Consider the following 13,989-nt stretch of genomic DNA (forward strand, 5'->3'; position numbering starts at 1 on the left):
ACATGCTAAATTTTGAAAAACTATTAAAAATCTTTTAATAATTCATCAATTGTATTTATTTTTATTTTACTTTTTGGGATTAACTTTAAAAACTCTGCACCATAACTAGTATTTATTATGCGATTATCTAAAACAAATAATGAACCTTGATCTTTTTCATTTCGAATTAGACGACCATAACCTTGTCTAAACTTAAATACCGCTAATGGTAAAGCCAACCTCGAGAAAGAATTTTCTCCAGCTTTTTTTAATAAATTTGATTTAGCAATAAACATGGGCTTTTCAGGGTTTGTAAACGGTAAACGTACAATGATTAAACAATCTAATTCTTCATTAGGTAGGTCAATTCCTTCCCAAAAAGTGTTTGTACCTAATAAAATTGTTTGTTTAGATTGTAAAAACTGTTTTATTAACTTTTGTTTTCCTCCAGGAGAAACACCTTGAGCTAATACAGATGAATTCAGTGAGTCTATATCTTGTATTAATTGATCATAAGTCTGTTTTAATAAATCAAAAGCCGTAAATAAAACTAATGTTCTACCTTTTACTACGGTAACAATTTTGCGAATTGTATTCGAAGTTTGTAATGCATACTCTTCTTGCGTAATCTCTTTTATTCCCAATAAATCTGAAGGAATATATACTTGCATCCCTTGAGCAAAATCATTTGGTACGGGATATATTTTTTCAATGACATTGGCATTATCACTAATTCCTAATGATGACTTTATAAATGAGAAGGACGAATCAATCGAGAGTGTAGCAGAAGTTAGTACAATTGAATTTCTTCCACTAATTAAATAATTTTGTATTAAATCTGCATTTTCTACTTTCTCACAATAAAGCATCGTAGTATGAAATGATCCTTTTGCTTCAGTTTCCATCCAGCATATATAATGATCATTTTTATCGAATAATATTTCATATAGACCATTTTTCATGTTTTTCAATTGGTCTATAATCATTTTAAATTCCGATAAGATAGAACGATGAAACGCTGATACTTTCTTCTCTTCAATTAGATTCAAATACTGTTCGCATCCTGAAAATAACGTATTATTCACATGGATTAATCGATTAGCACATTCTTGTATAACCTTCCAATTTTGGCTAGCAGTATTTTTATCACTAAGTGTAATTGACTGTCTAATATTTTCTTTATCTAGATCATTTTGTTTGCTTAAAATAAAGTCTCGTAATAATCTAAATAACTCTTCTGATTCATATTTGATTTCTTTTACTAGGTGATCGACTTTTTTCCACCATTTTTCACGATTAGGTATTCCCTCATCAAATTTATATAATCGGTGAACGAGTTCATTACTATCAGTTGTACTTAATCTACTTAAATATTGATAATATTTTAAACAAGAAAAAGTGATTCCAAAGGTTTTTGATGCAGTCTCTTCAAGAGCATGAGCCTCGTCAATTACAATCGTTTTGACAGAATTAATCAAATGATCCTTATTTTTTAAAGTTGATAATAAATAAGCATGGTTTGTAATTATTATATCTGCTAACATTAATTGATTTTTAGCTCTTTGATAAAAACATTTGTGAAACCACGGATTTGTTCTCTTATTTTCACTTTCTTCATTACAACAAACGCGATCCCATAAATGTAAACCACCTGAAGGTAGCGATAATTCATCTAATTCTCCATTTTCAGTTTCAGTTAACCAAACTGTTATCATTGCTTTAGATAAAATACTATCGTAATTATCATCAAATTGTTCGCCAACAATGTATTCAAATTTTTGCAGACAGAGATAATTTCTTTTACTTTGTATAGACGCTATTTTCAATTGGAATGGAACGATTTTTTCAATCGTTTTTATATGTTTTTTAAGTAATTGTTTTTGTAATGAGATGGTACTTGTACTGATAACAACTTGTTTACCGAACTGTTTTGAGAAAAATGCTGACGGTATTAAATATCCAAATGTCTTGCCAACGCCTGTACCAGCTTCAGCTAAGAGAATATTATCCTTTTGAAATGCATCGAATACATCATGCATATAGGCAAACTGTTCTTCTCTTTTTATAAAATTGGGGATTTCTACAGCCATCTGATCTACAAGTTCACCCTTTAGATGCTCTTCGAATTCAACGAAATCTTCTTCCTCTTGAGGTAAACTAAAGCTTCTTTTTTTAAGAGCTATTCGTCTAAATTCTTCGTAATCCACAGATTTATTTGAAAATGATTCAGATTGCTTTTGAAGTATATCCGAAATATAGTATGTAATGTCACTTTTAAAACTAGTACTAAGTTTTTCTAATATTTTTAACGATGCATATGGTAAGCTTTCCAGTTTTTTTAATAAAATTGTTAATAACTCAGCAGTTACTTCAGCATCACTATCAGCTTGATGAGGATTTTCATGTTGTATATTGAATACTTTTGCTAAATCAGATAATTTATAACTCGTTAAAGTTGGATATAAAATTCTAGTTAACTCAACTGTATCAATAGCTAAAGGTGAAATTTTTGGTAGACCGATCCGCTCAAATTCTTTTTGTAAAAATGTTAAGTCAAAATGCACATTGTGCGCAACAAAATAGGCGTCATTAAACATAGGGTATAATTCTTCAACTATTTGTTCAAATTGAGGAGCGTATTGAACCATTTCATCTGATATTCCTGTTAATTCAGAAATAAAGGTTGGAATCGTCATATTTGGATTAATAAAACTTGAAAACTGTTCAATTACTTCTCCACTTTCCAATAAAAAGGCTGCAATTTGAATAATTCGATCTTGACCTCTATTATTATTTCCGGTTGTTTCTAAGTCAACGACCACAAATTTATTCATATTTTGCCACCTCCAAATTCTCTATATAGATATTATTTTGCATAAACAGATTAAACAATACAACCAACAAAAAAATCCCCTAAAGAAGGGGATTTCAAATTGCCCTTAAAACGCTTGTTTTCTTCCTCGTTACTCTTGTCTATTACTTAACAGTACCTGCAATTTCTTTGCCAATCATTTCGACAATCTCATTTGCATCATTTAAAATAGCAATCTTTGGTTCATGTTGATCCAGTTTCTCTTCCTCTACCTGACCATATGCAATAATAATAACTTTGTCGCCTTCTTGAACCAGTCTAGCTGCTGCACCATTAAGACAAATTACACCACTACCACGTTTTCCTGGAATAACATATGTCTCAAGTCGTGCACCGTTATTATTGTTTACAATTTGAACTTTTTCATTTTCAAGTACATCAACAGCATCCATTAAATCTTGATCGATTGTAATACTTCCAACATAATTTAAATTAGCTTCTGTAACCGTAGCTCTATGAAGTTTTGCTCTCATCATTGTGCGAATCATGTCATTTCCCCCTAGTTGTTCCTGCTTTATATAGAAATAATAATATTATCGATTAGGCGAGCATTAGAAAACTTTACTGCCAACGCAATAATTACTTTTCCATTTATTTTATTTAAAGGCTTTAAATCTGGATATGAATAAATACTTACGTAATCTACAGTTCCAGATGTTTCGCTTTGTATTGTAGAAATAATATTTTGCTTAAGTTGATCTGGATTTAATTGCCCATTATTTATATCATCAACTGCTTTTTGTAAACTTTTATAAAGAACAGGTGCTTCTTGTCTTTCTTTTTCTGTTAAATAGACATTTCTAGAGCTTTTGGCTAATCCGTCTTCTTCTCTTATAGTTGGAACTGGATTTATTTTTACAGGAATATTAAAGTCTTCAACTAAACCTTCAATAACTGCAACTTGCTGAGCATCCTTTAATCCGAAATATGCCTGATCTGGTTGAACAATATTAAATAATTTTGTTACGACTAATGCAACGCCATCAAAATGACCGGGCCTTTTTTCACCACAAAGGACGTCTACTCGTTTTGTTACTTTCAAATTAGATTTTAATTCATTTGGATACATTTCTTCAACTGTTGGATAAAAGAGGCAATCTACACCAGCATTTAGTGCAATTTTTTCATCTCTTTCAAAGTCTCTTGGATATCGATCAAAGTCTTCATTTGGGCCAAACTGAGTCGGATTAACAAAAATACTTAATACAACGATATCATTATTTTTTCTAGCTTCTTCTAATAATGATGCATGACCTTCATGTAAAAAACCCATTGTTGGAACAAATCCAATCGTTTTATCATTTTTTCTGTGAATGTTTAATTCGTTTCTTAAATCCTTTATCGTGTGAAACACTTTCATTGCGAACTTCCCCCGTATAATGCCTTTAACTGTTCTTCTTTCATTGTAAACGAATGTTTAGTATCAGGAAATTGTCTTGTTTTAACTTCTTGTACATATGAAGCAATTGCATTTTCAATTGTTGTTGATACATTCGCATACTGTTTAACAAACTTTGCTACTCGACCAACGCCATATGTTATTAAATCATGATAAACAAGTACTTGACCATCTGTATCTACACCTGCACCAATTCCTATTGTTGGAATTGAAAGATCCTTAGTAATATCCTTTGCAATTTGTTTTGGAACACATTCAAGTACGATTGCAAAAGCGCCTGCTTCTTCACATTTTTTTGCATCGTTAAATAATTTCATTGCACTTTCTGAGTCACGTGCTTGCACTTTATATCCACCTAAAACACCTACAGATTGAGGAGTCAATCCTAAGTGAGCTACAACTGGTACTCCCGCAATTGTTAATGCTTTAATCACTTCTAAAACATTCTCATCAGCGCCTTCAACTTTAACAGCATGCGCATCACCCTCTTGTATAATGCGACATGCACTACGTAATGCCTCTTCTTTTGAAAAATGATAAGACATAAATGGCATATCCGTCACAATAAATGTATTTTTTGCCCCGCGCTTAACAGCTTTAGAGTGATGAACCATGTCATCAACTGTAACCTTAATTGTAGAATCATACCCTAGGACAACATTCCCAAGTGAGTCACCGACTAAAATCATATCTACTTCACTTGCTTCTGCTAATAATGCTGAAGGGTAATCATAAGCTGTAATCATGACGATTGGGTCATTATTTTGTTTCATGTTTAAAAAATCTTTTGTCGTTTTCATCTTTTTTCCTCCTTTTAAATGAAGAGGAAATGGGGGCTACAATAAAAAACCTTTGCTCTTAATTTAGAACAAAGGAAAATTGTAAACCGTCTCATTCCTCTGTCCCAGTCCTTAAAGGATCAAGGCAGACACATTTTTAAAATTGATTTTTTTAAACCTGGTGTAGTTCTTCTTAGGATACTAAAGTTTGATTGACCCTATTCAGATACCACCCATGAAGCATCCACGTAAGTCGCGACCCTTCCAATACAGTTTATAGTAAGAATAGCAATTAAGTAAAGAAAAAACTTGGTATTATTTACAAATATACGTGACAATTATACAGCAATAAAAATAACTCTCTTTCAATCATCAAAAGAGAGTTGTTTTTGTTTGTATACATTATTTATTAAACGAAATATCTGCAGAATAGATAGTATGAACATTACCTAGGTGATCTTCAATCAATAATTGACCTTCATCAGTAATTCCAATGGCATTACCTACAATTTCTTCTGTTAAAGTCGTTGCTTTTATTTGTTTGCCTAACGAAATTGCATAGCTTTCCCATAAAATTTTAATCGGTTTAAATCCTTTTTCTAAAAATATTTCATAGAACTTTTCAAATTCAACTAAAATAGCTTGAATTAAACTAGCTCTCATAAAGGTTTGTCCTTTTTCAATACGTAATGAAGTTGCGATATCTGACAGTTCTAATGGGTAATCTTCTTCAACTTGATTTACATTGATTCCGATACCAATGACAACGCTTTTAATGCAATCAGCGTCTCCTTGCATTTCAGTTAAGATGCCACAAACTTTTTTATGATTGATTAAAATATCATTCGGCCATTTAATATTTGGATGTAAACCGGTCACTTTTTCAATTGCTGAAGCAATGACTACAGCCGTTAATAATGTAAGTTGAGGTGCTACTCTTGGTGAAATAGCTGGTCTAAGGATCACACTCATTGCTATTGCTTTTCCATCTGAAGTTAACCAATTTCTTTGTAATCTACCTCTACCTAGTAATTGACGCTCAGCCAAAACAATTGTGCCTTCAGGAGCATCATTTAGTACCAATTCATTAGCGATTGTTTGAGTTGAATTGGTTTCTTCCTGGTACACGACATTTCTGCCAAATTTTTTCGTTTCTAACCCAAGTTGAATATCTGTTGGAGTTAATCGATCAGATTTGCCTGTTATTTTATATCCAAGTTTCCTAACTGCATCAACTTCAATTCCTTCGTCTTGCAATTCTTTCATGTATTTCCATATTGCAGTACGTGAAATTCCTAATTCATCACTTAAAAATTGACCTGATAAATATTCATTACTATTTTCTGTGAATAATTGTATGATTCTTTCTTTTACTTTTGAAGCCAATTTATAAACCACTCCTTAATTGCAAGTTGGTTATTCTCAAGCTGGTTCTCTACTATTTGAAATTCTAGTTCACTTAATACTTCTTTCAACCAAGGGCCACCTTTTAATTGTGACCATTTTAATAAATCATTACCTGTAATACATATATCTGACTTTGAATAAATAGGTAATTGATTATATAAAGCCTTTAATAAATCCTCATTCAATTCATTTGCATCGATTTTATCAATTACACACTGTAATCGCTCATATTTTATTGCATCTGTTAATCCAACTTGATATAACTTTGTATTGCTCCATTTAAATTTCGTTTCTTTTAACAAATAATACAGCTTCAATATTTGTTTCATGCGATTATTCGACATCTTCCAACTTCTTAAAACCAGTTCTGGATCGTCAAAATTACATTTATATAGTATTAGCGCCCAAATCTCTTCAATTGTTTTTAACGATTGAAGAGGAAGTTCTAGTAGCTCATGAAACTGTTTTGTATAATCTTTTAAGCTTGGAAGATGATTTACTAAATTTGTTTCTATTAATAGTTCTATCCCTTTTTTAGGTGACATTCCTACTAACATTTTTTCGATTTCTACCGAAATGCGTTCAATTGCGATATTCTCAATCAAATGTTTATGTGATTTAATGCCGTTAAACGTTTCATCTTGTAAACGAAAACCTAATTGACTTACAAATCGAATACCTCTTAGCATTCTAAGCGCATCTTCCTGAAATCTTTCCTTAGCTTCACCAACACATCTAATTAAGCCATCATAAAGATCAATTGTGCCATTAAAAGGATCGATTATTTCATTGTTTGTCGTCATAGCAATGGCATTCATTGTAAAATCTCGTCGTTTTAAATCTTCTTCGATTGATTTTACAAAAGTAACTTCAGATGGTCTTCGATAATCATAATATGTTGATTCTGTTCTAAACGTCGTAATCTCATATGGCTCGCCATTTTGTAAAACTAAGACTGTACCATGCTGTAAACCGGTAGGAACTGTTTTTGGAAATATCGACATAACTTCTTCAGGCAAGGCTGAAGTAGCAATATCAATATCTCCAATTGTTCTATTTAATAATTTATCTCTTACACAACCGCCGACAAAATAGGCTTCATAACCATTTTTAATTAATTTATCTAAAATGGGCTTTGCTTTATCAAAAATTTCCATATTATTTCATTCCTAATATCTCATTATAAATGGATAAATATTGTGAAACGATTTTATTTGATTGAAATCTTTCTTTAACAATTTCTTGGGCACGATTTGATATGCGCTTAAATAGTTCTTCATCTTGTAATAAGTTGAGCGTATAGTAAGCGATTTGTTCAATATCTCCTAGTTCACAAATATATCCGTTTTCCCCATGTTCGATTACTTCTGGAATTCCACCAACTCTTGTACCGATACATGGAACTCCGCAAGCCATCGCTTCAAGTAAAACTAAACCAAAGCTCTCTTTTGATGAAAGAAGTAATTTGATATCACTCATTGAAAGTAACTCTTCAACATTTTCTTGTTTTCCTAAAAATAAAACATCTTTCTCAATTCCAAGCTCTCTTACTAATTTGCATAAACTTGAGATTTCTGGACCATCACCAACTAATAGTAACTTGGATGGAATTTCTTTTCTTACTAAATTAAATACATCTACTACATCTTTTGTACGTTTAACTTGACGGAAATTAGAAATATGTATAATGACTTTTTCATGTTCTAAAATGCCATACTCTGCTTTTAATGCCCGACAATTTCTTTTGTAATACACTCTTTCATCAATAAAATTATACACAGTTTGGATTTCTTTATCAGGGTTAACTAATTCTACTGTCTGCTGTATTAAATCATTTGAGACCGCAGTTACAACGTCTGATTTTTCAATCCCAAACTTAATTAGCTCTGTTAAAGATGGATCATAACCAAGAACTGTTATATCAGTTCCATGTAATGTCGTTACAATTTTAATATCGTGATGAATCATTTGTTTTGCTAGAACAGCACATATTGCATGCGGAATCGCATAATGTACATGTAAAATATCTAATTTTTCACGGTTTGCAATTTCAGCCATCTTACTCGCCAATGCTAAATCATATGGTGGGTATTGGAATACCGAATATTGATTTACTTCAACTGCATGATAATAAATATTAGGATATACTTTATTTAAACGAAACGGCATACTTGATGAAATAAAATGAATTTCATGTCCTAGTTCTGCTAATAACTTACCTAGCTCAGTCGCAATCACACCAGAACCGCCTACTGAAGGATAACATGTAATCCCAATTTTTAATTTCATTTTTTTCTCTCCTAAACTTCTTCATTTCTACTTAAACTAACCAATCTGCATTTAAGAGAAGTGGTTTCTTTGTCATAAACCCTTCCCCGTACGGAACTCCAGCTTCTTTGCCAAAAATTTTCTCTCTTGCAATTACGCTATTTACATAGTCGTTTGTTAAAGGCGTAACAACACCATCTGGACCAGGAGTAAATTGACTTTCATATGCTTCTAATGCTGCTCTTTTAATTTCAATCGTTTCTGAAACATCAACAATAAAATTAGGTCGATGAAACCCATTAATCATATATTGAAAAACATGTTTTACCTTGTGAGCTTCATGATTTGTATTTACATTAAATTTTCTTATCCCTGATGAAAATACTGCTTCTTCAACTATTTTTGTACAATTACCATGATCAGGATGACGATCGACTTCATAAGGTGAGAAGATTATACAAGGCTTGGTCATTCGAATTAATGCAGCTACTTGTTTAATCGCTTCCTCAGATAAGTATAGCCCTCTATCTGGTAATGATAAATTAAAACGCTTTGATACCCCTAAAATTTTATCTGCTTCTTCTGCTTCTTTTCTTCTAGTAATCGTATCCCCATTTGATGAGAGCTCTGCTTCAGTTAAATCACAAATTGCAACCTTATAGCCCAACTTCGTAAATTTAGCAATCGTACCTGCCATACCGATCTCAACATCATCTGGATGCGCTCCAAATGCTAGTACATCAAAATATTCCACATATCTCACTCTCTTTTCAACTAACTAAAAAATTTTAACAACTGCTTAAGTGGTTTGACTATTTGTTACCACTAAAGGACATGGAAAGTTAGTCCATTATATTTTCTAAACCATAGACTAGCTCTGATAGTTTCATTACTTCCTCAACTGCTACTTGAACACCGGACATAAAAGAAGCTCGGTTCATTGAATCATGTCGAATTGTTAATAGTTGACCATCACCACCGAATAAAACTTGTTGATGCGCAACTAAGCCAGGTAATCTTACGCTATGAACTCTCATTCCGTTTAAATCAGCACCCCTAGCACCTCTTTTTGTTTCAACTTCATTTGGATGTCCTTGTACTTTAGATTCACGAACTTCCTCAATCATTTGAACTGTTTTAAGAGCTGTACCTGAAGGCGCATCTAATTTTTGGTCATGATGTAATTCAATAATTTCAATATCTTTAAAATACTTCGCTGCCATTTGTGAGAACTTCATCATTAATATAGCACCAATTGCAAAATTTGGCGCAATAATACAACCTAGCTCATTATTTGAAGCTATTTCTTTTAAATCATCAAGTTCCTCTTCTGTAAAACCAGTAGTACCGATTACAGGACGAATACCATTTTTTAAAGCTAAAAATGCATGTTTTTTTCCAATTTCAGGTGTTGTTAAATCAATAAGTACATCAAAGTCTTCATTTTCAATACATTGCTCTAATGTTTCATATATTTTTGCTTCACCTTTAAACTCAGGGTTAACCTTTTGAATTTGTTCTCCACCTAATTTATAATCTACTGCTGCAACAAGTTGAAAATTCTCAGTTCGATCAATTAATTGTAAAGCTTCCATGCCCATTTTACCTCTAGGTCCTGCTAATACTACTCTAATTACTTTTTCCATTTTAAACTTCCTTCCTTGTCCAACGATCTTTATCTCGAGTATTAAACTTCTTCATCACCATATCATGTGCCTCTTGTAAATCTATATTTAGGCTATTTGCTAAACAAATCATCACAAATAATACATCACCTAGCTCTTCTTCAATTAGCTTTTCTTTTTCAGTACTTTTCTTTGGCTTTTCACCATAGGTGTGATTGATTTCTCTAGCTAATTCACCCATTTCTTCAGTTAACCTTGCCATCATTGCTAAAGGACTAAAATACCCTTCTTTAAATTGACCTATATATGTATCGACTTCTTTTTGCATTTCTTTCATCGTTTTTTCGTGCATACTAATCTCAACTCCTCAATTAAATCTTATCGAATTGACCACTTTTTGACAAATTATATATTATTTTACTTGAAAAAAATACAAGATAAGATAAAAATAAGAGTTTAGGGTAATTTTTATAGTATGGAGGAAGTATATGAATTTTAAATTGAAGTTACGCAATATTTTATTTATTATTTTAGGTTCTGCAATTTTTTCTTTTGGAATTATGAATATCAATATTCCAAACAATCTTGCTGAAGGTGGCTTTACGGGAATTAACTTAATTCTTTTAGCAGAACTAAATATCCCCGTTTGGATCTCAAACTTAGCTTTAAACGTTCCTTTATTTTTTATTGGTTGGAGATTACTCGGTACAGTGACGATGCTTTATACAATTATTGGAACTGTTGCAGTCTCTTTCTTCTTAAAATTATTTGAGAAATTTTCGTTCAATATAGATGTTCACGGCGATTTAATGTTAGCTTCATTATTTGCTGGTGTATTTATTGGTGTTGGATTAGGCATTATTTTTAGATTTGGTGGTACGACTGGTGGAGTTGATATTATTGCCCGTTTAGCCTATAAATACAAAGGGATTAATATGGGGAAAACGATGTTTATTTTTGACTTTGTTGTCATTACGCTTTCACTATTAACTTACTTAAAAGCATACGAAGCAATGTATACTTTAGTAGCGGTTTTTGTTGGTGCTAGAATAATTGATTTTATGCAAGAAGGTGCATACGCTGCACGTGGTGCAAATATTATTTCTGAGAAAAATGACCTAATAGCGGCTCGTATTATGAAAGAAATGGACCGTGGGGCAACCTATTTAAAAGCTACTGGAACTTTTACTGGAGAAAGTAAAAACGTTTTATTTTGTGTCGTACCTAAAAATGAATTAGTTCATTTAAAAAACATCATACAAGATATCGATCCACACGCTTTTGTAGCTGTTACAGAAGTGCATGATGTACTTGGTGAAGGCTTTACATTAGATGAAAATAAAGCCCCTCTTCACCCTTAAATTTAAAATTAAAAGAGGTTCTTAGCACTAATTGCCAAGAACCTCTTTTAATTTTTGAATTGATATTAATCATCACTACGTGTCATACCTGTATAAATCAAAATTAATCTTAATAATTCTGCGACAGCTACAGCAGCCGCTGCAACATATGTCAATGCAGCTGCATTTAAAACACGTTTTGCATAAACATGTTCATTCGAATTGATAATCCCCAAAGTCGTAATCTGTTTTAAAGCTCTACTCGAAGCGTTAAATTCAACAGGTAGTGTAACAACTTGGAACAGTACACCTAAGGCTAATAAAACGATTCCTATTAAAAACGCACCTGATAATTGTGAAAACATGCCAATTAATATAAATATATATGAAAAATTGGAACTGAAATTAGCAATCGGTACTAATGAATGACGGAATCTTAAAAAGCTATAGTCGTTCGCGTCTTGAATTGCATGACCCACTTCATGAGCAGCAACTGCAGTACCAGCAACTGAATATCCATGATAATTTTCAGTTGATAATCTGACAACTTTTGCACGAGGATCATAATGATCAGATAAATACCCTCGAGTCTCTTCTACTGCAACATTGTATAATCCATTTTCATTTAAAATTTTTCGCGCTACTTCTGCACCCGTTAAATGCGATGTAGAACCAACTTGAGAATACTTTTTAAAAGTTGATTTAACCTTCATTTGCGCATAGATAGGTACAATCAACAAAATTAAAAAGTAAATTAAATAACTCATTGTAATTCCTCCAAGGTGTGATTTTACGATATTGTAATAACTTTTAGAGAAATTTGTCAATCATTATGTTCTCTTCTTTTATTGTTCTTATTTCGATCACCTATATATTTTCTCCAACCTACATAACTTAATGTACCGACAATAATTACCCCTGTTGTAAAGATTGTCCAAATGGAAACAGGTGGAATGATTGAGTTACCCTGATCAAAGATGAATAATAATTCACTTTTCGTCTCGTCCAATTTTTGTTGAAAAGCTGGTATGGAATCTTGGTTAATTCGATAATCATCTAAAAACGAAACAAGTGAATTTAATTTTTTTACTTCATCATATGGAAGATCCATAATAAGACTTGGATAAATGATTTCAAATTGGTGTAAAAATAGATTTAATTGTGTTTCATACGCTTCAGAATTACCACGTTTATATGCTGAATCCATATTCTCTAGTGGCGTCATAACCGACTTTTTCATTTCCTTCCACATCGGCTGCATTGTTGTTTGTCCAGCATCAATCAATAATCTTAAACCAAGTACATCAGCAACTTTTTCCTGTGGATCAATTGCATCATTTGTTAAAGATACAAGCGCATTTTGAAAAGTAACTGAAATGGTTTCTAACTCTTTAGGTGTATAATCCTTATTCTTTTTTGCTTTTTCCATATACTTTGCTTCTAATTGCTCTAATAAATTAGCCCCATGTACATAATCACCATCTTGTACTAAAGAGAGCGATTTTTCAATTAGAGAAGTTTCTTGATCTATTTTAGCGTACCCTTTTACGGTATTAAATGAAAAAAATATAAAAAAAACACTGATCCCCGCAATTAATTTTTTCATCAAACCCCTCCCTCATAACTACTAATAATTATGAGAGAAAGGACAAGATTAGAACTTTTTCAACCACGAGCTCTTTTTTTAAAAATTAACTGGTAATAAGCAATTAAAATAACAAATATAGTTAACCAAAATGTAACGAAAGCAATCCAAATTCTGTAATCAGAAAGCATATAGTATTCTGGCATTGTTCCAAAAACATAGTCAAAAATAAGATCTTGTAAGACCCAAATACTTGCAACTGCTAAGTGCCACAATTTAACGTTAAAAGCCGGAGCATACAAAGCCGCCTGTATTGCCATAGCACCATGCGAAAAAATTAATAAGTATGCAATCGCATCAAGCCCACCTGATAAATAAAGAACCATTCCGTTCATTAAAACTGCCCATATACCATATTTCATTAAGCTTACATATGCTAGTGCTTCTATTAACCCATTTTGTTTATTAAAGATGAAAAGCAGCAATACAATACAAAAAAATAATGATGCAGTTGGACTATCAGGTACAACTACTTTTAACCAACCAGGTGTAATATCAAGTTGATACCGATACCAATAGTAGCCATAGATCGTTCCAAGTACATTTATGATAAATAAGGCAATTAAGTTAGGTTTAAGGCGTAACATAGTGTAAATTCCGTTCACTGTTTCACTTCATCTCACTTTCACTTTTGAGATTTTATAAATTTATAACACAAAGTTCACAATTTATATG

14 protein-coding genes are annotated in these 13,989 nt (G+C 32.0%); 1 reads left to right on the plus strand and 13 read right to left on the minus strand.

Annotation, left to right across the window (positions count from 1 at the left end; translation table 11 throughout):
* Window positions 1–23: 23 nt before the first annotated feature.
* The 10 genes from dinG to CN925_RS05190 form a co-directional block, all read right to left on the minus strand.
* Complete coding sequence (gene dinG, locus CN925_RS05145; protein WP_098845196.1) at window positions 24–2,813, minus strand: ATP-dependent DNA helicase DinG; 2,790 nt, start codon at window positions 2,811–2,813, stop codon at window positions 24–26.
* Between the two features lie 142 nt (window positions 2,814–2,955).
* Window positions 2,956–3,339 carry an aspartate 1-decarboxylase gene (panD, locus tag CN925_RS05150; RefSeq protein WP_025671415.1) on the minus strand — a complete coding sequence of 128 codons (384 nt, stop codon included), beginning with the start codon at window positions 3,337–3,339 and terminating at the stop codon, window positions 2,956–2,958.
* Window positions 3,340–3,365: 26 nt separating this feature from the next.
* Window positions 3,366–4,211 carry a pantoate--beta-alanine ligase gene (panC, locus tag CN925_RS05155; RefSeq protein WP_098845197.1) on the minus strand — a complete coding sequence of 282 codons (846 nt, stop codon included), beginning with the start codon at window positions 4,209–4,211 and terminating at the stop codon, window positions 3,366–3,368.
* A complete protein-coding gene (gene panB, locus CN925_RS05160; protein ID WP_098845198.1) occupies window positions 4,208–5,050 on the minus strand; it encodes a 3-methyl-2-oxobutanoate hydroxymethyltransferase in 843 nt (280 codons plus the stop codon). Before panB ends, panC begins: the two co-directional genes overlap by 4 nt.
* Window positions 5,051–5,431: 381 nt before the next feature.
* Entirely contained in the window at window positions 5,432–6,415 is a 984-nt protein-coding gene (locus CN925_RS05165; protein ID WP_098845199.1) for a biotin--[acetyl-CoA-carboxylase] ligase, read from the minus strand.
* Complete coding sequence (locus CN925_RS05170) at window positions 6,400–7,593, minus strand: CCA tRNA nucleotidyltransferase (protein WP_098845200.1); 1,194 nt, start codon at window positions 7,591–7,593, stop codon at window positions 6,400–6,402. The genes CN925_RS05165 and CN925_RS05170 overlap by 16 nt, the downstream gene beginning before the upstream one ends.
* Window position 7,594: 1 nt before the next feature.
* Window positions 7,595–8,725, minus strand: a complete 1,131-nt coding sequence (bshA, locus tag CN925_RS05175) for an N-acetyl-alpha-D-glucosaminyl L-malate synthase BshA (protein ID WP_098845201.1) — start codon at window positions 8,723–8,725, stop codon at window positions 7,595–7,597.
* 31 nt (window positions 8,726–8,756) lie between these two features.
* Window positions 8,757–9,458, minus strand: a complete 702-nt coding sequence (bshB1, locus tag CN925_RS05180; RefSeq protein WP_142339189.1) for a bacillithiol biosynthesis deacetylase BshB1 — start codon at window positions 9,456–9,458, stop codon at window positions 8,757–8,759.
* Between the two features lie 88 nt (window positions 9,459–9,546).
* Window positions 9,547–10,350 carry a 4-hydroxy-tetrahydrodipicolinate reductase gene (dapB, locus tag CN925_RS05185; protein ID WP_098845202.1) on the minus strand — a complete coding sequence of 268 codons (804 nt, stop codon included), beginning with the start codon at window positions 10,348–10,350 and terminating at the stop codon, window positions 9,547–9,549.
* A 1-nt stretch (window position 10,351) separates the two neighbouring features.
* The gene (locus CN925_RS05190) at window positions 10,352–10,681 is read right to left on the minus strand and encodes a nucleotide pyrophosphohydrolase (protein ID WP_098845203.1); all 330 of its coding nucleotides are present in this window, start codon (window positions 10,679–10,681) and stop codon (window positions 10,352–10,354) included.
* Window positions 10,682–10,817: 136 nt separating this feature from the next.
* Here CN925_RS05190 and CN925_RS05195 point away from each other — a divergent pair, with 136 nt between their 5' ends.
* Entirely contained in the window at window positions 10,818–11,690 is an 873-nt protein-coding gene (locus CN925_RS05195; protein ID WP_098845204.1) for a YitT family protein, read from the plus strand.
* A gap of 65 nt (window positions 11,691–11,755) precedes the next feature.
* Here CN925_RS05195 and CN925_RS05200 read toward each other — a convergent pair whose 3' ends face one another.
* The 3 genes from CN925_RS05200 to CN925_RS05210 are packed head-to-tail and all read right to left on the minus strand — an operon-like array spanning window position 11,756 to window position 13,901.
* Window positions 11,756–12,436 (minus strand): zinc metallopeptidase, encoded by a 681-nt coding sequence (locus tag CN925_RS05200; protein WP_098845205.1) that lies wholly within the window; start codon window positions 12,434–12,436, stop codon window positions 11,756–11,758.
* 56 nt (window positions 12,437–12,492) lie between these two features.
* Window positions 12,493–13,275, minus strand: a complete 783-nt coding sequence (locus CN925_RS05205) for a sporulation protein YpjB (RefSeq protein ID WP_098845206.1) — start codon at window positions 13,273–13,275, stop codon at window positions 12,493–12,495.
* 59 nt (window positions 13,276–13,334) lie between these two features.
* Entirely contained in the window at window positions 13,335–13,901 is a 567-nt protein-coding gene (locus tag CN925_RS05210) for a DUF1405 domain-containing protein (protein ID WP_180232874.1), read from the minus strand.
* Window positions 13,902–13,989: the final 88 nt, after the last annotated feature.

Source organism: Bacillus sp. AFS055030 (assembly GCF_002574545.1).
Classification (GTDB): Bacteria; Bacillota; Bacilli; order Bacillales; family Bacillaceae_G; genus Gottfriedia.